We start from the raw sequence: 21,149 nt of genomic DNA, 5'->3' as shown, positions 1-21,149 counted from the left end.
ACTGTCAAAACGGCAGCCTCGCATTCTCCTTGACCTCTTTCATGACAAAGAAAGTCCTGGTTTGCCGAACGCCGGGCAGCGCGATCAGCTTCTGGCCGTGCAGCTTGTTGAAATCCGCCATGTCGCGCACGCGTATCTTCAACAGATAGTCGAAGTCGCCGGCCACGAGATTGCAATCCAGGACCTCCTTGAGCTTGAGGGCAGCCTCCTCGAAAGCGGCGAAGCTTTCAGGTGTCGAGCGGTCGAGTACGACGCCGACCATGACCAGCGCGCCGAGCCCGACCGCGGCTGGCGCGATCTCCGCCCTGACCCCGGTGATGTAGCCCTCTTCGAACAGGCGTTGCGTGCGCCGATGGCATGTGGCGGCGCTGACATTCACGCGGGCTGCCAGCTCGGCATTGGTCAGCCGCCCCTCGGCCTGAAGAGCCCGTAGGATCTTGATGTCGATCCGGTCGAAAATCTGGTTGGAAGATTCTTCCATTTGTGCCGACTTTGCTGAACGATCAAGCTAAATGTAGTCCATTCCTTTGCGAGGATGCAAGAAAACCGAGACCCCTTCGAGAGCACCTTTCGCTCCAATTCGTCTATTCTTCGCGTATCGAAAAACGAACACGGCGGAGACAGGTTGATGTCACTTCTCGACAAGTTTGAACGATATCCGCTGACCTTTGGCCCGACGCCGATCGAGCATCTGCCGCGCCTCAGCGCGGCGCTCGGCGGAAAAGTGCAGGTCTACGCAAAGCGTGACGATTGCAATTCCGGGCTGGCAATGGGCGGCAACAAATTGCGCAAGCTCGAATATATCGTGCCCGATGCGATTGCGTCCGGCGCCGACACGCTGGTGTCGATCGGCGGCGTGCAGTCGAACCACACGCGCATGGTCGCCGCGACGGCGGCCAAGATCGGCATGAAATGCGTGGTGATCCAAGAGAAATGGGTGCCGCACTATGATGCGGTCTACGACCGGGTCGGCAACATCCTGCTGACGCGCCTGATGGGCGCCGACAGCCGGCTTGTCGACGACGGCTTCGACATCGGCATTCGCAAAAGCTGGCAGGATGCGATCCAGTCGGTGAAGGATGCCGGCGGCAGGCCCTACCCTATTCCTGCAGGCGCCTCGGTGCACAAGTTCGGCGGTCTGGGCTATGTCGGCTTTGCCGAAGAGGTCGCAAGGCAGGAGAGCGAGCTCGGCTTTGCCTTCGACTATATCATCGTCTGCGTCGTGACCGGCTCGACCCAGGCCGGCATGATCGTCGGCTTCGCCGCGCAAAACCGCGCCGACCGGGTGATCGGCATCGATGCCTCCGGCACACTCGACCAGACCCGCGCGCAGGTCCGCCGCATCGTCGACGACACCGCCGCTCTCGTCGGGCTGGGGCGCGCCGTACGGGAGGACGAAATCGTGATCAATCCCGACTATGCCTATCCGGCCTATGGCGTTCCGTCGGACGCCACGAATGAGGCGATCCGGCTGGCGGCCCGTACCGAGGCGATGATCACCGATCCGGTCTACGAGGGAAAGTCGATGCAGGGCCTGATCGACTTGACCAGGAAGGGCTTCTTCCCCGAAGGCTCGAGAATTCTCTATGCGCATCTCGGCGGCGCGCCGGCCATCAACGGTTACAGCTACTATTACAAGGATGACGGCGCCCCCCGGAGAAGCGCGCCGCATGACGACGCGCTGCCACCGCTTTTTCCATAGGGCGCCCGCGGTGGCACCGATGCCGCAGGTCAGGAAACCTTGTCGGTGCCCGCGAAATGCCACTCGATCAGCGACTTCATGTGCGGCATCAAGCCGTCGGGCAGATCGGTGGCATCGCGGATGATGACCGGCCCCTCAATCTCCGGCTCCGCCTCGGTGGTGACGAAGGCACTGATGCGGCGCGCCAACTCGTCGGCCGGCTCGGCAACCCGGTAGCGGCGGAAGATCACCGTGCCGGTTTCCCTCGATAGCGCGTACCAGCGGCGCCCGCGTTCGGCCGTCGACAGGTCGAGCCCGGTCTCCTCGCTGACCTCGCGCATCATGTTGAAGTCGGCATCGACCAGGCCGTCACGGAAGTCGATCGGTTCGAACGAGCCGGCGGCGAAATAGACGCGGCCGGCATTGACCGTGTGCGGTCCCATGCGGATCGCCACCAGCGCGTTGTCCCCGGCGACGAGCATGGCATGCGCGTAGGCGTGCTCGGCTCCGGAATTCTCGCGCCGCTTGCGCCACAGCATGAAGGTCGAAAACTTCACCGCGTGGCAGCGGCCGAACAGGCGGTTGTCCCGGTAAGCAAGCTCGGAAAGCAGCACCACGGTGCCGTCGAACAACGCCGGATTGGCCGCAGTTTCCTGTCGCCAGTTCTCGGCGATCGCTTCTGCGTTGCTCAACGCGAATGGATGCGGGGCGGGATCGAGCCGCACGTCGATCGCGTCGACCGGCAGGATGACGTTGCGTGGCAGATCGAAACTCAAGCCGGTCACGCCATGTCCAGTGTGATCGCCACCGGGCAATGGTCCGACGCTTTCGGCCTGTCCCAGCCGGCGCGCGGAAACCGCTCGACGTCCTGCCCCGGCGGAAAGATGGTGCGCCAGGGTTGGCCGTTGCGAATGATCTCTGGAACGGCGGTGGCGTTCTTCGCGGCCAGCGCCTTCGACAGGAGGATATAGTCGAGCTGGCAGAGATGCCGCTCCTCCGGGCCTCGTGTGTGGTAAAAGGTCCAGCGGTCCATCTCCGGGCGCCGCTCTACGACGTTCTCGCAAAAGCCGCCGGCGGTCAGGGTATTGATCGAGGACCGGGCTTCGTCGACGACCTCGAACCGGTAGCCATCGATGGCCTCGCTATCGATCTTCACGCGCTGCCGGTAGTCGTTCATGTCGCCGCAGATCGCCCAGCGCTTGTCGGCGGCATGGTCCTTGCCGAACCTTTCCTCGATGATGCGGCGCACCGCCTGCGCCTCGGCAATGCGCAACGGCATTGACGCCTCGCGGCCGTCCAGCCCGTTGCGCGGCGGACCCATCGATTTGAAATGCACGAGATAGAGCGTGAGCGGCGCGTTGCCGACCTTCAGGTCGATCTCCAGGCAGTCGCGGCGAAAAATACGTTCGCTCGCAAGATATCCGAGCGCGGCAAGCTCCGGCGTGAACAGGCCGAATTGTTCGAAGGTGACATAGGCATGGCTGGTCATGCGCCCGAACTCGATCGGCTGCCCTTGCGCGGTCTCGTTGCGCATCATCAGGGCGACATCGATACCGCGCGTGTCATTGCCGGCGGTGGTGTATTTCTGCCGGTAGCCCCGCCCGACCATCTTGAACAGGTAGCCATATTCGAACGCCTTCAGCGCCTCGATATTGTCGACCTCCTGCATGCAGATGATGTCGGCGCGGGTGGCTGCGATGGCGAGTGCAGTCAACTGGCGGGTGTCGTCGGACTGGGCGATCGCGCGGGCCTGTTCAAGCATCCGGTACTCGGCCTCGCTCTGGATGTCGAACAGCGCCAGCGTGCGGTCTTCATTGAGCTGGTTGCGATAGCCCGAGAAATCGAACCTGTTCATCAGGTTCTCGACATTGAAGGTGGCGAGACGCAGCGACATGGCGGTGACCTTTGCCCGCAAGCGAGAGTGAAAACAAGAGCCGGCGCATGCTCGGCATGGTTGACGGAACCTTTCTGTTCATCTTCCGTTCAGATGGAAAGTCCCATCAATAGGCCCATTCCGAAGTGTTCTGGGCGTGGGGCCCTACTTTGTGGAGTGTGAAATGAAACCGCTCTTGTCTTCCCTCGGATCCGGCCTTGTGGCCTTGGGTCTCGTTGCTGGGCTGACGGTGCCTTCGATTGCCGGCCCGATCCTGCAGCCCGACCTCTCGGCGGCGACCGCTACGGCCGCGCCCAATATCATTCCCGTCCGCGACAGCTGGGCCGGCGGCAACGACCGGCAGACTATGTATGACTGGCGCTGGCGGCGCGGCGGCGATTGGCGCGGCCGCGATTTAAGATGGCGCAACGACAATTTCCGCGAGCGCAGTTTCTCCCGTAACTGGAATGGCGGCGATGGCAATTGGCGCTGGCGGCACCATCGCCATCATCGCGATTTCGATGGCGGCGAGGCGGCCATCCTTGGGCTGGGGCTCGGCCTGGGCTTGGGCAGCCTGGCCTACAACAACAACTACTACGATCCTTATTATTACGATCCCTATCCGCGCTACTACCAGCCGCGGCGTATTTACCGGACCGAGCGGCTGTCCAGGTCGCATGTTCGGTGGTGCTACGACCGCTACCGGTCGTATCGGGCTTGGGACAACACCTTCCAGCCCAATTACGGCCCGCGCAGGCAGTGCATTTCGCCCTATATCTGAGCCGGCCGGCAGGAATAACGAAACGGCGCCCATCGCGGCGCCGTTTTGTTTTGCCGCAACCCTGTGCCCGCGATCGCGATAACCCTAAATTTATGAACGGCGCCTATTCATCCATGCCGGGGCTCCACATGCCGATTCGCGGCGAAAAATTCGCCAGGACGTACCCTGCAATGACCGAAAACGAACTCAGAATCCAGCATCGGCAGCGCGTGCTGAAGGGCGCGGCAATCCTGACCGGCATCAACAATTCCGAGGTGAGATGCACGGTGCGCAACATGCATTCCAAGGGCGCGGAGTTGAAAGTGCCGATCGACGCACGCGTGCCGGACGAATTCCTGCTCTATGTGCCGATCGACGGCATTGGCTACAGGGCCGTGGTGCGCTGGCGCCGCGAGGATCGCATTGGCGTCGAGTTCACCGGCACCGAGCCCAAGCCGCACTGGCACTACGGCTAAACCCGCACCCGATCAGACTGCCTGGCAAAGCAAGGCCGGCGGATCGCTCCGCCGGCCCCGTCAAGCTTGTTCTTGGCGATCACCCGCGCGACCGCAGGGCGAAGCCCGAGGACGCGCAAGCAAGAAAAACGTGGATCGCCTTAGTTCTTCGCCTTGTCGACAAGCTTGTTCTTGGCGATCACCTGCGCGACCGCAGGGCATAGCCCGAGGACGCGCAACGCAAGAAAAACGTGGATCGCCTTAGTTCTTCGCCTTGTCGACCAGCTTGTTCTTGGCGATCCATGGCATCATGGCGCGCAGCTTGGCACCCACGTCCTCGATCTGGTGGCTGTCGTTGTTGCGGCGGATGCCCTTGAAGCGCGACAGGCCGGCGCGATATTCCTGCATCCATTCCGAGGTGAACTTGCCGGTCTGGATGTCCTTCAGGATGCGCTTCATCTCGGCCTTGGTCTCGGCGGTGATGATGCGCGGACCCGAGACGTACTCGCCCCATTCGGCGGTGTTCGAGATCGAGTAGTTCATGTTGGCGATACCGCCCTCATAGATCAGGTCGACGATCAGCTTCACCTCGTGCAGGCACTCGAAATAGGCCATTTCCGGCGCGTAGCCGGCTTCCACCAGTGTCTCGAAGCCGGCGCGGATCAGCTCGACTAGGCCGCCGCACAGAACGACCTGCTCGCCGAACAGGTCAGTCTCGCATTCCTCGCGGAAGTTGGTCTCGATGATGCCCGAACGGCCGCCGCCGACGCCGCAGGCATAGGACAGAGCTAGGTCGAGCGCATTGCCCGAAGCGTCCTGGTTGACGGCGACCAGGCACGGCACGCCGCCGCCCTTCTGATATTCGCCGCGCACCGTGTGGCCCGGACCCTTCGGCGCGATCATCACGACGTCGACCGAAGCCTTCGGCTCGATCAAGCCGAAATGCACGTTGAGGCCATGCGCGAAGGCGATCGCGGCACCGTCACGGATGTTCGGCGCGATTTCGTTCCTGTAGATGTCGGCCTGCAATTCGTCGGGCGTGGCCATCATCATCAGGTCGGCCCATTTGGCGGCATCCGCCACGCTCATCACCTTGAGCCCGTCGGCCTCGACCTTGTTGGCAGTGGCGGAACCGGGCTTGAGACCGATGGCGATTTCCTTGACGCCGGACTCCTTGAGGTTGAGCGCATGCGCGCGGCCCTGGCTGCCATAGCCGATAATGGCAACCTTCTTGCCCTTGATCAGATTGAGATCGGCATCACGATCGTAATAGACACGCATTTGGTGTTCCTTCCCGTTTGAAGCTAGAGCAGGATGCCGAAAAGTGTGAAGCGGCTTTCGGACGACATCATGCTCTATCTCTTTGATTTAGAACCGGATTCAGATTTCAGATCCACTTGACCTGAAACCATCCGGCTCTAAGGGCCTCGCGGCCCGGTTTTTGCTCCGAAAAGAGCGAGAAACTGTTGCGTCGCGCGGCGGGCATCGCCGCCGATCGTCGCCCCAGTCAATTCCACCCGGTCGCCGAGCAGCAGACGGATCTGCACGTCGCGGCCGACCAGGCCGAAAAAGGTCCGGAACGCCGTCTCGGCGTCCTCGAAGTCGAGCAGCCCGGCCTCCCGTCCGGCTTCGAGCACCGGCTTCAGGCGCTTCGCCAAGGCAAAGCGGCCGTTCTGCAGCACGACGGCGCCGAGATCGTCCTTGCCCGAACCGGCATGACTGACCGCGACGCGGTTGAGCGCGATCGAGGTGTCGCTGGAAATCACCTTGAGCCAGTCGGATGCGAAGCGTTCGAGGCTCGCTGTCAACGAAGCAAGGTCGAGCCCTTTGCGATCGACCGGCGCCACGCGCACCTTGGAGGCCTGCCACTGCACCGTCGCCGTCAGCAGCCCGTCGCGGTCGCCGAACCATTTGTAGAGCGTTTCCTTGGAGCAGCTTGCCCGCCGCGCCACCGCGGTCATGGTCAGGTTGTCGCCCTCCTCGACCAGCAGGCGAAGTGCCGCATCCAGAACGGCCTGCTGGCGCTCCGTCAGCGCTTCGCTTGTGTCGATATCCTGCACGCTGTGCAACACGTTTTCCCTCGGGCACGTCAACAAGACGGAAGCGTACCGTACGTTACGGTTCGGCCTCTATGCCGTATTGCCCGGTGCCTTGCAAGCCCTATTTTCCATTTCCTTGCCGGAGGGATGAGATGCTAGTCGGTCTGCTTGCCCTGGCTGTAGCCGCCGCCTTCACCGGTGCCGCTACCTAAGTCAGCGTCGCGGAGCAGCCGGCGCGGCTTGGCCTCGATGACCAGGCGTTGCTGCGCGAATGACAGCCCTCCTATAAGCGCGGCGCTGCCATACAGGCCTCGATTGCCATGATCGCCTGCGTTCTCGGCCTGATCGCCTGGTGGCTGACCGGCGCGTCGGCCTATCTTGCCGGTGCGCTGTTCATCATTCTGCCTTGGCCATGGACGCTGCTGGTGATGATGCCGACGAACCGGATGCTGGAGGCGATGGATGCCGAGGCCGCCAATTCTCAGGCGAGGTCCTTGATCGTCAGGTGGGGAAGGATGCATCTGGTTCGTGTCGCGCTCGGCGCGCTGGCGACGATCGCATTTCTATGGGCCTTGCATCTGCCGTGAAAGCTCGTCGGCTCATGGATTTCAGTCCGTGACTGGCGGATCGCGCAACCGCCCGAGCAACCCCGCAAGCATCTCCAGATCCTCGGCTGAAAGCCTGTCGCCCATCAGTTCCGCGATCGAGGCGCCATAGACAGCCCAGATACGGCGGCGCATGTCCCGACCGCTTGACGTGATGCGCACCGTCTGACCCCGGCCGTCATCCGAGACCGGCAGCTTTTCCACAAGGCCATCCTCTTCCAGCCGCGCCAGCAGCCTTGAGACGCCATACTGTGCCAAGAGAACGCGATCGATCAGCTCGAACGGCCGCAGTCCTCCCTCGCCCGCCTCCGCAAGCTCGTGCAGCACGTCGTACCAGGCGAGCGGCGGCAGCCCGCCGGCTTTCAGCGCACCCTCGGTCCTTTCGACCAATTGGCGTGAGACGCGCATGAGGCGCGCCCAGGCGGTGACGGCTTCTGGTGATGGCGATGTTTTCGTCATCGCGACAGCTTAAGCAATAGATGCAATTGCATCAAGCTTGACGATCGATGCATTTGCATCCATATAGATGCAGATGCATTGATAGGGAGCAACCCGATGAAACATGAAATCTGCAAGATCGCCGATATCCCGCAAACCGGCAGCCTGATCGCGCCCTTCTTCGGGCGTGAGGTCCATGTCTGGCGCAGTGGCGAGCGCATCCGCGCCGCGGCCAATGTCTGCCTGCATTTCGGCGGACCGCTGGACTGCAAGGACGGCGCTTTCGTCTGCCAGTGGCACGGGGCGAAGTTCGACATGGAAAGCGGCGAGCGCCTCGAAGGCCCGGCGCCAAAGGGCTCATGCCTGATGTTCCTGTCGACCCGGGTCGAGAACGACGCGCTCAACTATGTCTGGGGAGAATGAGATGCCCGCCAGGCTCACCCTCGTCAGCCATCACTTGTGCCCCTACGTCCAGCGCGCGGCGATCTCGCTTGCGGAGAAAGGCGTCCCGTTCGAACGGGTCGATGTCGACCTCTCCAACAAGCCGGATTGGTTCAAGGCCATCTCGCCGCTCGGCAAGGTGCCGTTGCTGCGCGTCCGGCACCGCAATGCGGAAGAAATCATTTTCGAATCCGCCGTCATCCTCGAATTCCTCGAGGAGACAGAGGCCAATCCCTTGCACCCGGCCGATCCGCTGACGCGGGCCAGGCACCGCGCCTGGATCGAATTCGGCTCGGCCATCCTCAATGCCATAGGTCGCTTTTATTCCGCTGCCGCTGAACCCACTTTCCTCCATGAAAGCAGAGGCTTGTCCGGAATGTTCGCGCGTGTGGAGGCGGAATTGTCGGCAAGGCAAAGCGGTCCGTGGTTCGCCGGAGATCGATTCTCGCTGGTCGATGCCGTTTACGGGCCGGTCTTCCGCTATTTCGACACCTTCGACCGCATCGGCGATTTCAGCATTCTCGACGGCAAGCCGCTCGTCCAGGCCTGGCGCGAGGCCTTGAGCGAACGGCGATCGGTCAAAGAAGCCGTCGGCCCGGACTATCCGCAGCGGCTGCACGCCTTTCTTCGGGCAAAGCAATCTTATCTGTCCGGGATCATCCGGCTGCAGGCCATTGCAACTCCGCAAGCCCGATCCGCCTGAACGGATCGATCACCGTTCCGGCGACCATGGCGGCGAGGAATTGCGGTCCCGGCGGGATCCTCGCCGCGATCGCCACCAATCGGTCGCGGATGAAGGGCAAGGTGGTGGAGTCCGACTGGTAGAACGGCGTCAGCGACAGCGACAGTGCCTGGAAGAGGCGCACATGCCAACGGCGTGCGCCCGCATAGGTCTGCAGCGCTTCATCGATGCTGTTCGTCCGCGCCAGCGCATGGCTGAGCGCGGCCGCGTCGAGCAGCGCCATGTTCGCGCCTTGCCCGAGTTGCGGGCTGGTCGAATGCGCGGCGTCGCCAATGACGGCAAGCCGCCGGCCGGCCGGCAGCGTCATTGTGTGGTGGCCATAGCGGGCGAGAGAGAGCTGCTCGAAACTGTCGATCTGGCCGGTGAAAGCCTCACACTCAGGCCACACCGAAACCACCCTCGCTTTCCATGCATCGAGCCCCTTGGACTTTATCTGTTCGGCATCGGCCGGCTTGAGGCTCCAGAAGAAGGCCGCCATGTCTTGCGCGCCAGGCTCCGGCCGGCCGATCGGCAGCACGCCGATCATGATGCTTGCCTTGTCGTAGCGCTGCAGCAGCGCGCTTTTGTCGAAGCCGTCCCGCCAGCCGAGCGACGCCCAGAATGCCCCATAAGTGAGCGGCCGCGGCATGGCGGGATCGCCGAGATATTGCCGCAGCTTTGAGCGCGCGCCGCTGGCATCGACAATGAGGTCGAATGGTCCCAGCCGCCTGCCGTTGCCGCAAACGAGCGTCGCCCGCTCAGCCGTCTCCAGCGCCTCGACCTCGACATTGGTTTCGATGGCGATCGCTTGGCGCGAGGCAGCGCGGTAGAGCACCCCGAACAACGCCGCCCGGTGTACCGCGAGGCCGAAGCGGCGGCCACGGCGCGCATCGTAGCGGACTTCGAGCACCGTTCGTCCGCTCTTGGCATCGGTGCCGTGCAGCCGCTCGATGCGGCTGCCAAGCGAAAGCATCTCATCGAGCAGGCCGAGATCGGCAAGCACGGCCAGTCCGGTCGGCTGCAGGATGAGGCCGGAGCCGACAGGCTTCGGCTCGTCGAAGCGCTCGAAAATGGTGACGCGGTGCCCTGCCCGCTTGAGATAGAGCGCTGCCGCCAGCCCGGCCGGACCGGCGCCGGCAATCGCGATATCGAGATTCTTGCTCATTGCCCGCCCACACCCGACCGGCGGGCACAATCCCTGATTGACGGCGCCAAATCAACTTGGCGCCCGATCGACTTGGCGCCCAATCAACTTGGCGCTTTGACGCTTACCGCCGGCAAGAGACCAGGCTCAGATCCGGGCGTCGAACGCGGCCCGAGCGTCGCGCACCGCGTCATGATTGAGCTCGGCCCATTGGACGAGATGATAGAGCGGAACGAACATCGATCGTCCGAGATCGGTCAGGCTGTATTCGACACTCGGCGGCTTGGTCGGGAACACTTCGCGATGCACATAGCCGTCGCGTTGCAGCTCATGCAGCGTCTGAGTGAGCATACGCTGCGAGATGTCGGGAACCAGCCGCCGCAACTCGCCAAAGCGGTAGGGCTTCTCCGCAAGCGCCATGACCAGCAGCGGGCTCCATTTGCCGTTGATGCCATGCATGACATCGCGAACCGGGCAATCGGCGAAATTGGCGCCGTCCGTCATGGCTTTGTAGATCTCGATCTTCGATTTCAGATTGACGATCTTGCCGTCCATCATGGTTCCCTGCCTGTGCCTACCTCCCGAAAAACTGCCTTCTTTACGGCCGGGGGTCAATTCCTAATTTAGTGCTGGTCTCTTTTCGAGACCACCAACAGCACCCGCCAATCGGCGCAATTCAGGAACCTCCCATGACCGAAACCCTCCTCGTCACCGGTGCCTCCGGCCAGCTTGGCCGCGCCGTCATCAACCACTTGCTGGATGCGCAAAAAATTGCGCCGGCGAGCATCATCGCCGCCACCCGCAATCCTGAAAACCTCGCGGATCTCGCGGCGCGCGGCGTCGTCGTCAGGGCCGCCGATTTCAACGACAGGGCCTCGCTGGAGAAGGCATTCGAAGGCGCCGACCGGGTGCTGATCATCTCGACCGGCGACCTCGACCTCAAGACGGGCCGGCGCCTGAAGCAGCATGAGACTGCGGTGGCCGCGGCCAAGGCGGCAGGCGTTTCGCACCTGCTCTACACCTCGATGCCGAATCCGGAGCCCGGCTCGCCGGTGCTGTTTGCCGGCGACCACTACGGCACCGAGCAGGCGATCAAGGCGAGCGGGATTGCCTACACCATCTTCCGCAACGGCTGGTATCAGGAGAACCTGTTCATGGCGCTGCCGCACGCCATTGCGGCGGGCAAGTGGTACACCTCGGCCGCCGACGGACGCATCGCCCACGGTGCGCGCGACGACATGGCGGCCGCCATTGCCGCCGGCCTTGCGTCCGGCACGAAAGAGAGCAGGATCTACACGCTGACCGGCCCTCAGGCCTATACCGTCGGCGAGATCGCCGCTTTGGTGAGCGAAGTCACCGGCAAGCCGCTGGAAGTCATCCAACTGCCAGACGAGGCGCTGACCGAAGGGGTGAAAGCGGCCGGCGTTCCCGAAGATTTCGCCCGCATCATCGTCTCCTTCGACGCAAACACGCGCGCCGGCCGGATAAGCGAGGTTACCGATGCCGTCGAACGACTTTCGGGCCGCAAATCGCGGACGTTGAAGCAGTTCCTCGAAGCGAACAAGGCTGCCCTGCTCGGCTGAAACAGACGCGCCTGAGAGAGCCGCTCAGGCGCGCTTCACTTCGACCGTTTGACCAGCCCAAGCCGGATCAGGCTTTCGCCCGTCGCGACCAGCGCCTCTTCGCGCGATCGCGGCGTCCAGCCGAGCAAGCGCATGGCCTTGGCGCTCGTTGCGTTCCTCGGCTTGCCCAGTTCCGTCACGATCTGGGCGGCCTGCCCGTCGAACAGCCCGACGATCCGGACCAGCCAGTCCGGCAGCACTCTCGTCGTAATGCGCGACCCTGCGTTGCCCAGCCGCGCCTTCAGCGTCCGCGCGATCTCCAGCATCGTCATGAAATCGCCGCTGATGGCCAGGAACCGCTCGCCCCTGGCGGCGGGATTGGTCATGGCGCGCAGATGCAGGTCCGCCACGTCGCGCACATCGACCACGCCGAACACCATGCGCGGCAGGCCCGGCATCTCGCCATCCATCAGACGCCTGATGAAATCCGTCGACGTCGAATGATCCTGTCCCAGGACCGGTCCGAAGATGCCGACCGGATTGACGACCGCCAGTTCGAACGCGCCGCCTTGGGCGGCAATGAAATCCCAAGCCGCCCGCTCGGCAAGCGTCTTCGATTTCACATAGGCGCTTACCTTCTGCGATAGATTGGTCCAGTTCTCTTCCGTGAACGGGTGGCCGGCGACCGGCACCTGGCCGTAGCCAATGGCGGCAAAGGACGAGGTGAGCACGACACGTTCGACGCCGGCATCGCGCGCGGCCCGCAGCACCCGCAACGCCCCTTCCCTGGCCGGGACGATCAGGTCGTCCTCATGCTTCGGCACGCCGGGCGGAAAAGGCAAAGCGACGTGGAGAACGTATCGGCACCCGCCGACTGCTTCCGCCCAGCCTTTGTCGCTCATGAGATCGGCATAGGCGAAGGAAAGCGCATCGCCGGGCTCGGCGCCGCCGACCTTCAACATGGCAAGAACATCGGCTTCGCGCTTGGCCGAGCGGACGGTCGTGCGCACGCGGTAGCCCGCGTTCAAAAGCGCGAGGATGCAATGAGCGCCGAGGAAGCCGGACCCGCCGGTCACAAGCACCAACTCGCCGCTCATGCCCGCCTCCCGACCCTTACGCGTTGCAGCCCCTCAGATGGCGACCTGCGTGCCGATTTCGACGACGCGCCCCGTGGGGATCTGGAAGTACTCTGTCGCATCCGCCGCCGTTTTCGCAAGGCCGATGAACAATCTGTCTTGCCAGATTGGCATGCCGGAATTGGGTGAGGCCTTCAGCGAGCGCCGCGACAGGAAGAAGGACGTCGTCATGATGTCGAACTTCCAGCCCTGCTTGCGGCAGATGGCCAAGGCACGCGGAATGTTCGGCTGCTCCATATAGCCGAAAGTCAGCGTCACGCGCATGAACAGCTCGTTGACCGTCTCCATCCTGACGCGCTCGCTGTCGGGCACCACGGGCTGCGGCGCCGTCACCACCGACAGGATGACGTTCTTTTCGTGCAGCACCTTGTAGTGCTTGAGGCTGTGCATCAGCGCCGTCGGCGCGCTGAGCGGGTCGCTGGTCAGGAACACGGCCGTGCCGGATACGAGTTGCGGCTTCTTCTTCAGGAGGTTCGCCGCGAGGAAGTCGAGCGGGATCTCGTTGCGGCGCGTCTTGTCGAAAAGGTACCGGCTGCCGCGCACCCAGGTCCACATGCCCAGGATGATGGCGAAGGCCACGGCCAGCGAAGCCCAGCCCCCTTCGAACACCTTGACGATGTTGGAGGCGAAGAAGCCAACGTCGATGAGCGCGAACAATGCCGTCAGCGCGACTGCCGGCCAGATGTTCCATTTCCAGATGCGCGTCATGACGACGAAGAGCAGCGTCGTCGTCACCAGCATGTTGCCGGTAACCGAGATGCCGTAGGCCGAAGCCAGCTTGCTGGACTCACCGAAACCGACCACCAGCAGCATCACCACAAGCGCCAAGAGCATGTTGACGCGCGGCATGTAAACCTGCCCGGACTGCTTTTCCGACGTATGCAGGATTTCGAGCCGAGGCAGCATGTTGAGCTGCACCGCCTGCCTCGTCAGCGAATAGGCGCCGGAGATGACAGCCTGGCTGGCAATGACGGTCGCCGCCGTAGCCAGCACCACCATCGGGATGAGCGCCCAGCCCTCGTTCATTTCGAAAAACGGGTGGCCGACCACGCCGCCCTTGGCGAGCACAAAGGCGCCCTGCCCCGCATAGTTCAAAAGCAGGCACGGAAACACGATCGCCAGCCATGCCAGCACGATCGGCTTGCGGCCGAAATGACCAAGATCGGCATAGAGCGCCTCGGCTCCGGTGACGGCCAGGAAGACGGCGCCGATGGTGACAAAGGACACGTCGGGTGAATTGATCAGGAAAGCCACGATATAATGCGGGCTGATGGCCCACAGGATTTCCGGATCGTCGATGATGTGATTGAGGCCGGACAGGCCGATGGCCAGAAACCAGACCGCCGTCACCGGGCCGAATACCAGACCGACGCCACCAGTACCGAACCTCTGCACGGCAAACACCATGGCGAGAATGAGCAGCGTCAGCGGAACGACGTAAGGCTGGAAGGCCGGCGTGACGACATTCATGCCTTCGACCGCCGATAGCACCGAGATGGCTGGCGTGATGACCGCATCGCCGAAGAAGAGCGAGGCGCCGACGATACCGATGGCCAGGATAATCGCGGAACGTGTCGCGAAACTGCTGCGCGCCAGCGCCATCAGCGACAGCACGCCGCCCTCGCCGCGGTTGTCGGCGCGCAGCACGAACATGATGTATTTTATGGTGACCGTGATGGTGAGCGACCAGATGATCAGCGAGAGAACGCCGAGAATGTCGGCCCGATTGGCGACATCGCCACCCGACGAAGCATGCAATGCCTCGCGGAACGCGTAGATCGGGCTGGTGCCGATATCGCCATAGACGACACCGAGCGCCCCCAGCATAAGCACCTTGGTGCTGTGCTGTTCAACTTCCGCGTGGCTCGATTGGTCGGCGGATTCTGCCTCAGCACCATTGGCAAGGGCCATGGACGACACTCCGATAAAACGCGCGGTGCTCTACGCTTGCTGCAGTGCAATATCAAGTGCCCTAGCGTTAGGGCTCCCATGCCGCCACCGCAGGGCTAGGCCTGCCCGGTCCATTCGATCTATCGCGCCAAGTGCCGGCTTGAAGGTCAGATAGCGACCTGCGTGCCGATCTCGACCACGCGTCCGGTCGGAATCTGGAAATACTCCGTCGCGTCCGCCGCCGAGCGAGCCAGGCCGATGAACAGCCGGTCCTGCCAGACCGGCATGCCGGAATTGGGCGAAGCCTTCAGCGAGCGCCTCGACAGGAAGAACGACGTCGTCATGATGTCGAACTTCCAGCCCTGCTTGCGACAGATGGCCAAAGCACGCGGAATGTTGGGCTGCTCCATATAGCCGAAAGTCAGCGTCACGCGCATGAACAGCTCGTTGACCGTCTCCATCTTGACGCGTTCGCTGTCGGGCACCACTGGCTGCGGCGCCGTCACCACCGACAGGATGACGTTCTTTTCGTGCAGCACCTTGTAGTGTTTGAGGCTGTGCATCAGCGCCGTCGGCGCGCTCGACGGATCGCTCGTCAGGAACACGGCGGTGCCCGACACCAGCTGAGGCTTCTTCTTCAACAGATTGACCGCAAGGAAGTCGAGCGGGATCTCGTTGCGTCGCGTCTTGTCGAACAGATAGCGGGTGCCGCGGATCCAGGTCCACATGATCAGCCCCATCAGAGAGGCGACCGTGATCGAAACCCAGCCGCCTTCGACGATCTTGACGACATTGGCCGAGAAGAAGCCGAGATCGATGACGCCGAAAGGCACCACCAGCGCCAAAGCGAGCGCCAACTGCCATTTCCAGAGCCAGCGCATGACGACGAACAAGAGCACCGTCGTCATCAGCATCTCGCCGGTCACCGAAATGCCGTAGGCCGACGCCAGCGCGCTCGAGCTGCCGAAACCGACAACCAAAAGCATCACGCCGAGCGCGACCAGTAGATTGACCCTCGGCATATAGATCTGGCCGCTCTGCATCTCGGAGGTATGCTGCACCTCGATGCGGGGCAACAGGTTGAGCTGCACGGCCTGCCTGGTCAGCGAGAAGGCGCCGGAAATGACGGCTTGGCTGGCGATGACGGTGGCTGCCGTCGCCAGGCCGACCATCGGCATCAGCGCCCATTCGGGCAGCATCTGGAAGAACGGGTTGGTGGGCTTGCCGCCATGCGAGAGCACGAAGGCGCCTTGCCCGAAATAATTGAGCAGCAGGCACGGGAAAACGATTGCGAACCAGGCAATCACGATCGGCTTGCGACCGAAATGTCCAAGGTCGACATAGAGCGCCTCGGCGCCGGTAACCGCCAGGAAAACGGCGCCTACGGTGACGAAGGCGCCTGTCGGCGTTGTGGCCAGATAATAGACCGCGTAATACGGATTGATCGCCAGGAAAACCGATGGATCATCGACAATGTGGTAGAGGCCGGCCGCGCCGATCGCCACGAACCATGTCGCGGTCACCGGCCCGAACACCGCCGCCACCTTGCCCGTGCCGAAGCGCTGCACGGCGAAAAGCACCGCCAGGATGACCAGCGTGATCGGAACCACATAGGCATCGAGCGCCGGCGTGATGACCTCCAGGCCTTCGACCGCCGACAGCACGGAGATCGCCGGCGTGATGATCGAATCCCCGAAGAACAATGCTGCGCCGCACAGACCGATCACCAGGATGAGCCTTGCGCCCGGGGGATAGGCGCTGCGGGCCAGCGACATCAGCGACAGCGTGCCGCCCTCGCCCTTGTTGTCGGCCCTGAGCACGAAGGCGACATATTTGATCGTGACGATGATCGTCAGCGCCCAGACGATCAGCGACAGCACGCCAAGCACATCATGGCGGGCAACCGAACTCGACGAGGCATGCAACGCCTCGCGGAAGGCATAGATCGGGCTCGTGCCGATATCGCCATAGACGACGCCCAGCGCGCCAAGCATGAGAACCTTGGTGCTGTGCTGCCGCTCGCTTTCGGCATGGCTCGAACGTTCGAGGGATTCCGTTTCGCTGGCGTTGGCTAGCACCATGAGCACCACTTCACCCGATTCGCCACGCTCCGAGTTCGGCGCAACGCGCGGGACGCACCAAAAGTGCAGAAACTACGCAAGGCGCCCTACCATCCGCAGGCCTTCAAGAACCGCCCGACCGTGCCAGCCATGCCATACTCCAGCGCATCCGCTGTCAACCCATGTCCGATCGATACTTCGGCCAATGCCGGGATGCGTCTGGCCAATGCCGGCAGGTTCTTCACCGTGAGATCGTGGCCGGCATTGACGCCAAGCCCGGCCGCGAATGCGGCGTCCGCGGTTTTTCCCAATCTTTCCAGTTCTTTCGCCGCCTTTTCGGAATCGGAATGGAAGCCGCCATAGGGGCCGGTATAGAGCTCGATGCGGTCGGCGCCGGTATCGCGAGCCGCATTCACGCCCGCAGGGTCGGCATCGGAAAACAGCGACACGCGAAACCCCTCCTTCTTCAACCGCTTGACGATCGGTGTCAGGAACGCCGCCTGGGCGACGAAGTTCCAGCCATGGTCCGAGGTTGCCTGCGCCGGGTCGTCCGGCACCAGCGTCACCTGCTCGGGCTGGCTCTTCTCGACAAGCGCCAGGAAATCCTCGGTCGGATAGCCCTCGATGTTGAACTCCGCCTTGGGAAACTCATCGTCGATCAGCGCCCTGATCTCGGGCAGGTCGGAGTGCCTGGTATGCCGCTCGTCGGGCCTGGGATGCACTGTCAGCCCGTGCGCACCGGCGGCAAGCGCGATGCGGCCAAGTCCGGCAACGCTCGGCCATGGCAGGTCGCGACGGTTGCGCAGCATGGCGACGGCATTGAGATTGACCGAAAGCTTCGCAGGCATGAACGGAGGTCCAGTGGGTCGGCGGGCATCTATACCGCCTTTAAAGGGAACAGATAGAGGGTTTCGAGTGTTCCAAGGGATGGATCGTGGCTAAGGCTCTCTGTTTTAACGCAATTCCGGACGGAAAACCGCTTCGCACTTTTCCTGGAATTGCTCTAACACAAGGATTTGCCAGTGAATTTCCTCGAAGCCGTGCCGGCGATCCGTCGCATCGAAACCAACCGCGACGCGCTTTTCGCCATCGATGTCGTCGGTGATGTCTCACCGGCCGACGCGGAAAATCTGTTCGGCCTGCTGGAGGCCGCCTATGCGCTCCATCCGAGGATCGACGTATTGGTGCGGTTGACGGACCATGAGAGCGTGGATTGGGCAAACATTTCGCAAGATACGCTCAAGCAGGGCATGGCCGACGCGATGGAACACGTCGTGCGCTGCGCGGTCATCGGCAAGCCGAAATGGGCTTCTCTCGTCACCGGCGTCTTCCCGAAGGCGCTGCCTTTCGAATTCAAACGCTTTGACGCCGACGACGAAGATGCAGCCTGGCAATGGCTTGGCGCAAGGCCGACGGATTAGGGTTGTTGAGATTAAGGTCAGGCCGGCCTCACCTGAATTCCAACAACCCTAGCGCACGACCGTCAGCCGCTCGGCGGCGCGCGTGATGGCGGTATAGAGCCAGCGCTGCCGGGTCTCCTTGAACGCCCAGCTCTCGTCAAACAGCACGACGTCGTTCCACTGCGAGCCCTGCGCCTTGTGCACGGTCAGCGCATAACCATAGTCGAAATCGTCGAAACGCTTCTTCTGCTGCCAGGGAATCTCGGCATCCGGATCCTCGAAAGCCGCCTTGAGCAGCTTGATCTTGGCGACGCCGCGGTCTGGATCATCCTCTTCCGGCGAAACCAGAAGGTTGATGCCGGGCTTCACGGTCTCGCGCGACGAGGTCATCACCTTCCACAGCGAGCCGTTGAGCAGCCCCTTGGCCGGATCGTTGCGCAGGCAGACCAGCTTGTCGCCCGCCTGCGGGAAGTCGGCGTTGAACCCCTTCAGCTCGCGTAGCCTTTGATTATAGCGCCGGCGCGTGCGGTTGGTGCCGACCAGCACCTGGTCGGCCTTGAGCACCAGATCCTGGTTGACGCCTTCCCTGCCGATCACCTGCGCCGTGCCGTAATCGCCATGCATGAATTCGCGGCCTTCGCGCACGTCGAGCGCCAGCCGGATGATCGGATTGTCGCGCGCCTGCCGGTGGATCTCGGTCAACAGCACATCCGGCTCGTGCTCGGTGAAGAAGCCGCCGCCCGAGATCGGCGGCAGCTGCGCCGGATCGCCCAGCACCAGGATCGGCGTGCCAAAACTCTGCAGGTCGCGGCCGAGCTGCTCGTCGACCATCGAGCATTCGTCGATGACGACGAGCTTGGCGCGCGAGATCGGGCTTTGCCGGTTGAGCGAAAAGGTCGGTGACATCGAGGTCTTGCCGGTCACCTCGTCGGCAACCGATTCCTCGCCCTTCGGCCTATAGATCAGCGAATGGATGGTGCGGGCGTTGGTCGCGCCCTTCGAGCGCAGCACTTGCGCCGCCTTGCCGGTGAAGGCGGCGAACTGCACCTGCCCGTCGACATGCTCGGCGAAATAGCGCGCCAGCGTCGTCTTGCCGGTGCCGGCATAGCCGAACAGCCGGAAGACCTGCGGCCGGCCCTCCTTGAGCCAGCGCCCGACCGCTTTCAGAGCCTCGTCCTGTTGGGGAGAGAATTCCATCAGCGCGAGAGACCGGATTCGCAAGGGAAAGACAAGACTGCCGCCATCATCTCAACGTCATCGGCCGCGCATTAAGCGCCGCCGACAGCTCAGGCTATCATCCACAAACGAGAACGTAAAGAGAACAAACCTGGTGACTATCTATGTGCCTGCGGCTGGATCGTTTTCCAGCAGGATCGGCTTGCCGTGCGGAGTGGCATGCGCGGCGCGTTCCCAGGCGGCGGCGAGCGCATCGACATCATTCTTGCCGGCAACCCCTTTTTGCGAGAGCAGTGTCTCCAGCGCCGCCAGCCAATGCTCGTAATAGTCATGGCCGTCGCTGGCAGCGCCCGGCTTCTTCACCTCGACGGACAGAGCCTCCGCCCATTCGCTCCACGAAAACAAGCCCTTGTCATGCAACGCCACGGTCATGGCAAAGGCTTCCGCCTGCCACGGCTCGGCGAAGACCGGCTCGTCGAAGCCGGCCGGCAACGCGCCGTCAGGCCGGCTCAAGATAGCTCTCCCAGGCGTCGATCGAGACGGTCAGCGTCGGGTCGGCGCCCTCGCCCCAGATCTCGCTCCCGTCGAAGACCACGGTGTAGACCCATTGCGGGTTCTCGCCCTTGCCATGCGCGTTGCTGTCGGGAAAGACGAAGCCGTCGCGCACGGCCTCGATCGTCCCGGTCTTGCCGCGCGCATAGCGCGGCAGCCGCGTATGTCCGGTCGGGTTGAAATTCTTCGTCCGTACGCGATCGCCCGCCCGGAAACGCGCCGGTGTGGCGACCGGCCGGTCGCATGGCCCGCCCTTGGCGAGCACGGCCGGCACATCCGCCGCCTTCAGCACCCTTTTCGGCGTCGCGGCCGCGTCGACCGCCTTGCCGGCGGCAAGATCGCGCTCGGTGACGAAGCCGTGGCGCTTCAGCAGCGTTTCCAGCGCCTTGATCCAGATCTGGTAGTAGCTCGATGAATAATAGTCTGCGGGATGCAGCGATTCCCGCGCATGGCGGCTTTCGTCGATGTTCCAGGCGCCCATGCCGCCGGCCGTCAGCGTGACGCCGAGCGCCCGCCTTTCCCAGGCGGCATGGAAATAGGGCTCATCCTTCTCGGGCGCGACCGGCCCGAAACCCATCTGCCCGCCGAGATCCTGCGGCCCGTTCATGTCGGCTGCCTCGCCAATGCCGTGCCGATCATCGCATCGCGGCTGACCAGTTCGGCGAGTTGCTCCTCGCTCCAGCCTTCGGTCCCCTTCGGCCGCATCGGCACCACGAGGTAGCGAAGCTCGGCGGTGGAATCCCAGACGCGGATCTTCTTGGTCCTCGGCAGCGTCAGTCCGAACTCCTCGAGCACGCCGCGCGGATCGATCACTGCCCGCGAGCGGTAAGGCGGCGCCTTGTACCAGACCGGCGGCAGGCCGAGCACCGACCACGGATAGCAGGAGCAGAGCGTGCAGACGACGAGGTTGTGCGTCTCCTCGGTGTTGAACACGGCCTGCATGTGCTCGCCCTGGCGGCCGGAATAGGAGAGCTTCTCGATCGCCGCCGTCGCATCACGCTTGAGCCAGTCGGCATAAGCCGAATCGTTCCAGGCCTTCGCCACCACCCTGGCGCCGTTGCGTGGACCGATCTTCGTCTCATAGGTGTCGACGATGACGTCGATGGCTGCCGGATCGATCAGGCCTTTCTGGGTCAGGATCGTTTCTAGCGCGCGCACGCGCGCCGCGAACGGATCGAGCTCGTTGTCGTGGTCATGGTCGCGGGACATGGCCACA

General features: G+C 63.1%; 23 protein-coding genes and 1 pseudogene. 8 read left to right on the top strand and 16 right to left on the bottom strand.

The annotated features are described in order from the left end of the window. Positions 1-4: 4 nt before the first annotated feature. Positions 5-481 (bottom strand): Lrp/AsnC family transcriptional regulator, encoded by a 477-nt coding sequence (locus RFM98_RS14660; RefSeq protein ID WP_320309538.1) that lies wholly within the window; start codon positions 479-481, stop codon positions 5-7. 147 nt (positions 482-628) lie between these two features. Between RFM98_RS14660 and RFM98_RS14655 the strand changes: the two genes are divergently transcribed. Beyond that, positions 629-1,702, top strand: coding sequence for a 1-aminocyclopropane-1-carboxylate deaminase (locus tag RFM98_RS14655; protein ID WP_320213210.1), 1,074 nt, complete (start codon positions 629-631; stop codon positions 1,700-1,702). A 29-nt stretch (positions 1,703-1,731) separates the two neighbouring features. Here RFM98_RS14655 and RFM98_RS14650 read toward each other — a convergent pair whose 3' ends face one another. Beyond that, positions 1,732-2,457, bottom strand: coding sequence for a hypothetical protein (locus RFM98_RS14650; RefSeq protein ID WP_320309604.1), 726 nt, complete (start codon positions 2,455-2,457; stop codon positions 1,732-1,734). Between the two features lie 5 nt (positions 2,458-2,462). Further along, positions 2,463-3,575 (bottom strand): endonuclease/exonuclease/phosphatase family protein, encoded by a 1,113-nt coding sequence (locus RFM98_RS14645; protein ID WP_320309537.1) that lies wholly within the window; start codon positions 3,573-3,575, stop codon positions 2,463-2,465. A 163-nt stretch (positions 3,576-3,738) separates the two neighbouring features. Between RFM98_RS14645 and RFM98_RS14640 the strand changes: the two genes are divergently transcribed. Next, the gene (locus RFM98_RS14640) at positions 3,739-4,335 is read left to right on the top strand and encodes a BA14K family protein (RefSeq protein ID WP_320309536.1); all 597 of its coding nucleotides are present in this window, start codon (positions 3,739-3,741) and stop codon (positions 4,333-4,335) included. A gap of 170 nt (positions 4,336-4,505) precedes the next feature. Beyond that, positions 4,506-4,790 (top strand): PilZ domain-containing protein, encoded by a 285-nt coding sequence (locus RFM98_RS14635; RefSeq protein ID WP_320309535.1) that lies wholly within the window; start codon positions 4,506-4,508, stop codon positions 4,788-4,790. Positions 4,791-5,030: 240 nt separating this feature from the next. On the opposite strand, the gene ilvC is transcribed toward RFM98_RS14635, so the two are convergent. Together ilvC and RFM98_RS14625 are read right to left on the bottom strand one after the other, a co-directional pair. Then, a complete protein-coding gene (gene ilvC, locus RFM98_RS14630) occupies positions 5,031-6,050 on the bottom strand; it encodes a ketol-acid reductoisomerase (protein WP_320309534.1) in 1,020 nt (339 codons plus the stop codon). Between the two features lie 137 nt (positions 6,051-6,187). Then, positions 6,188-6,841, bottom strand: a complete 654-nt coding sequence (locus RFM98_RS14625) for a TetR/AcrR family transcriptional regulator (RefSeq protein ID WP_320309533.1) — start codon at positions 6,839-6,841, stop codon at positions 6,188-6,190. Positions 6,842-7,101: 260 nt separating this feature from the next. Here RFM98_RS14625 and RFM98_RS14620 point away from each other — a divergent pair. Continuing rightward, a pseudogene (locus tag RFM98_RS14620) lies at positions 7,102-7,395 on the top strand (anthrone oxygenase family protein); the annotation flags it as partial. Positions 7,396-7,416: 21 nt separating this feature from the next. Here the strand turns inward: RFM98_RS14620 and RFM98_RS14615 are convergent. Further along, the gene (locus RFM98_RS14615) at positions 7,417-7,872 is read right to left on the bottom strand and encodes a MarR family winged helix-turn-helix transcriptional regulator (RefSeq protein WP_320309532.1); all 456 of its coding nucleotides are present in this window, start codon (positions 7,870-7,872) and stop codon (positions 7,417-7,419) included. A gap of 96 nt (positions 7,873-7,968) precedes the next feature. Between RFM98_RS14615 and RFM98_RS14610 the strand changes: the two genes are divergently transcribed. Then, positions 7,969-8,274: a Rieske (2Fe-2S) protein gene (locus RFM98_RS14610; RefSeq protein ID WP_320309531.1), complete on the top strand. Its 306-nt coding sequence runs from the start codon at positions 7,969-7,971 to the stop codon at positions 8,272-8,274. A gap of 1 nt (position 8,275) precedes the next feature. Beyond that, positions 8,276-8,995: a glutathione S-transferase family protein gene (locus RFM98_RS14605; RefSeq protein WP_320309530.1), complete on the top strand. Its 720-nt coding sequence runs from the start codon at positions 8,276-8,278 to the stop codon at positions 8,993-8,995. On the opposite strand, the gene RFM98_RS14600 is transcribed toward RFM98_RS14605, so the two are convergent. Continuing rightward, entirely contained in the window at positions 8,949-10,178 is a 1,230-nt protein-coding gene (locus RFM98_RS14600) for an FAD-dependent oxidoreductase (protein WP_320309529.1), read from the bottom strand. The two genes, RFM98_RS14605 and RFM98_RS14600, sit on opposite strands and share 47 nt — an antisense overlap. 126 nt (positions 10,179-10,304) lie before the next feature. Further along, positions 10,305-10,712: a winged helix-turn-helix transcriptional regulator gene (locus RFM98_RS14595; protein ID WP_320309603.1), complete on the bottom strand. Its 408-nt coding sequence runs from the start codon at positions 10,710-10,712 to the stop codon at positions 10,305-10,307. Positions 10,713-10,846: 134 nt separating this feature from the next. On the opposite strand from RFM98_RS14595, the gene RFM98_RS14590 reads away from it, so the two are divergent. After that, positions 10,847-11,740 (top strand): SDR family oxidoreductase, encoded by an 894-nt coding sequence (locus RFM98_RS14590; protein ID WP_320309528.1) that lies wholly within the window; start codon positions 10,847-10,849, stop codon positions 11,738-11,740. A gap of 35 nt (positions 11,741-11,775) precedes the next feature. Here the strand turns inward: RFM98_RS14590 and RFM98_RS14585 are convergent, their stop codons facing one another. From RFM98_RS14585 to RFM98_RS14570, 4 genes are all read right to left on the bottom strand, one after another. Further along, positions 11,776-12,816 (bottom strand): SDR family oxidoreductase, encoded by a 1,041-nt coding sequence (locus tag RFM98_RS14585; RefSeq protein ID WP_320309527.1) that lies wholly within the window; start codon positions 12,814-12,816, stop codon positions 11,776-11,778. Between the two features lie 33 nt (positions 12,817-12,849). Then, a complete protein-coding gene (locus RFM98_RS14580; RefSeq protein ID WP_320309526.1) occupies positions 12,850-14,766 on the bottom strand; it encodes a potassium transporter Kup in 1,917 nt (638 codons plus the stop codon). A gap of 146 nt (positions 14,767-14,912) precedes the next feature. Further along, positions 14,913-16,826 carry a potassium transporter Kup gene (locus RFM98_RS14575; protein ID WP_320309525.1) on the bottom strand — a complete coding sequence of 638 codons (1,914 nt, stop codon included), beginning with the start codon at positions 16,824-16,826 and terminating at the stop codon, positions 14,913-14,915. 86 nt (positions 16,827-16,912) lie between these two features. Beyond that, entirely contained in the window at positions 16,913-17,653 is a 741-nt protein-coding gene (locus tag RFM98_RS14570) for a pyridoxine 5'-phosphate synthase (RefSeq protein WP_320309524.1), read from the bottom strand. 174 nt (positions 17,654-17,827) lie between these two features. On the opposite strand from RFM98_RS14570, the gene RFM98_RS14565 reads away from it, so the two are divergent. Then, on the top strand, positions 17,828-18,226 hold the full coding sequence (locus RFM98_RS14565; RefSeq protein ID WP_320213228.1) for a SpoIIAA family protein: 399 nt from the start codon (positions 17,828-17,830) through the stop codon (positions 18,224-18,226). Positions 18,227-18,274: 48 nt separating this feature from the next. On the opposite strand, the gene RFM98_RS14560 is transcribed toward RFM98_RS14565, so the two are convergent. From RFM98_RS14560 to nthA, 4 genes are all read right to left on the bottom strand, one after another. Beyond that, on the bottom strand, positions 18,275-19,402 hold the full coding sequence (locus RFM98_RS14560) for an ATP-dependent DNA helicase (RefSeq protein WP_140807136.1): 1,128 nt from the start codon (positions 19,400-19,402) through the stop codon (positions 18,275-18,277). A 141-nt stretch (positions 19,403-19,543) separates the two neighbouring features. Next, entirely contained in the window at positions 19,544-19,894 is a 351-nt protein-coding gene (locus RFM98_RS14555) for a nitrile hydratase accessory protein (protein WP_320309523.1), read from the bottom strand. After that, positions 19,881-20,540 (bottom strand): nitrile hydratase subunit beta, encoded by a 660-nt coding sequence (nthB, locus tag RFM98_RS14550; RefSeq protein WP_320309522.1) that lies wholly within the window; start codon positions 20,538-20,540, stop codon positions 19,881-19,883. The genes RFM98_RS14555 and nthB overlap by 14 nt, the downstream gene beginning before the upstream one ends. Continuing rightward, the gene (nthA, locus tag RFM98_RS14545; RefSeq protein ID WP_320309521.1) at positions 20,537-21,142 is read right to left on the bottom strand and encodes a nitrile hydratase subunit alpha; all 606 of its coding nucleotides are present in this window, start codon (positions 21,140-21,142) and stop codon (positions 20,537-20,539) included. Before nthA ends, nthB begins: the two co-directional genes overlap by 4 nt. Positions 21,143-21,149 lie beyond the last annotated feature (7 nt).

This window comes from Mesorhizobium australafricanum, from assembly GCF_033977265.1.
In the GTDB taxonomy this organism is placed as follows: domain Bacteria; phylum Pseudomonadota; class Alphaproteobacteria; order Rhizobiales; family Rhizobiaceae; genus Mesorhizobium; species Mesorhizobium australafricanum.
Note: the sequence above shows the minus strand (reverse complement) of the source record. Positions and strands in the feature narration are given on the sequence as shown.

What these genes read in the sequence shown, in the direction of transcription:
- RFM98_RS14660 (WP_320309538.1), bottom strand. Translation starts at nt 481, where the DNA reads ATGGAAGAATCTTCCAACCAGATTTTCGACCGGATCGACATCAAGATC.
- RFM98_RS14655 (WP_320213210.1), top strand. Translation starts at nt 629, where the DNA reads ATGTCACTTCTCGACAAGTTTGAACGATATCCGCTGACCTTTGGCCCG.
- RFM98_RS14645 (WP_320309537.1), bottom strand. Translation starts at nt 3,575, where the DNA reads ATGTCGCTGCGTCTCGCCACCTTCAATGTCGAGAACCTGATGAACAGG.
- RFM98_RS14640 (WP_320309536.1), top strand. Translation starts at nt 3,739, where the DNA reads ATGAAACCGCTCTTGTCTTCCCTCGGATCCGGCCTTGTGGCCTTGGGT.
- RFM98_RS14635 (WP_320309535.1), top strand. Translation starts at nt 4,506, where the DNA reads ATGACCGAAAACGAACTCAGAATCCAGCATCGGCAGCGCGTGCTGAAG.
- ilvC (WP_320309534.1), bottom strand. Translation starts at nt 6,050, where the DNA reads ATGCGTGTCTATTACGATCGTGATGCCGATCTCAATCTGATCAAGGGC.
- RFM98_RS14615 (WP_320309532.1), bottom strand. Translation starts at nt 7,872, where the DNA reads ATGACGAAAACATCGCCATCACCAGAAGCCGTCACCGCCTGGGCGCGC.
- RFM98_RS14610 (WP_320309531.1), top strand. Translation starts at nt 7,969, where the DNA reads ATGAAACATGAAATCTGCAAGATCGCCGATATCCCGCAAACCGGCAGC.
- RFM98_RS14605 (WP_320309530.1), top strand. Translation starts at nt 8,276, where the DNA reads ATGCCCGCCAGGCTCACCCTCGTCAGCCATCACTTGTGCCCCTACGTC.
- RFM98_RS14600 (WP_320309529.1), bottom strand. Translation starts at nt 10,178, where the DNA reads ATGAGCAAGAATCTCGATATCGCGATTGCCGGCGCCGGTCCGGCCGGG.
- RFM98_RS14595 (WP_320309603.1), bottom strand. Translation starts at nt 10,712, where the DNA reads ATGGACGGCAAGATCGTCAATCTGAAATCGAAGATCGAGATCTACAAA.
- RFM98_RS14590 (WP_320309528.1), top strand. Translation starts at nt 10,847, where the DNA reads ATGACCGAAACCCTCCTCGTCACCGGTGCCTCCGGCCAGCTTGGCCGC.
- RFM98_RS14585 (WP_320309527.1), bottom strand. Translation starts at nt 12,816, where the DNA reads ATGAGCGGCGAGTTGGTGCTTGTGACCGGCGGGTCCGGCTTCCTCGGC.
- RFM98_RS14580 (WP_320309526.1), bottom strand. Translation starts at nt 14,766, where the DNA reads ATGGCCCTTGCCAATGGTGCTGAGGCAGAATCCGCCGACCAATCGAGC.
- RFM98_RS14575 (WP_320309525.1), bottom strand. Translation starts at nt 16,826, where the DNA reads ATGGTGCTAGCCAACGCCAGCGAAACGGAATCCCTCGAACGTTCGAGC.
- RFM98_RS14570 (WP_320309524.1), bottom strand. Translation starts at nt 17,653, where the DNA reads ATGCCTGCGAAGCTTTCGGTCAATCTCAATGCCGTCGCCATGCTGCGC.
- RFM98_RS14560 (WP_140807136.1), bottom strand. Translation starts at nt 19,402, where the DNA reads ATGGAATTCTCTCCCCAACAGGACGAGGCTCTGAAAGCGGTCGGGCGC.
- nthB (WP_320309522.1), bottom strand. Translation starts at nt 20,540, where the DNA reads ATGAACGGGCCGCAGGATCTCGGCGGGCAGATGGGTTTCGGGCCGGTC.
- nthA (WP_320309521.1), bottom strand. Translation starts at nt 21,142, where the DNA reads ATGTCCCGCGACCATGACCACGACAACGAGCTCGATCCGTTCGCGGCG.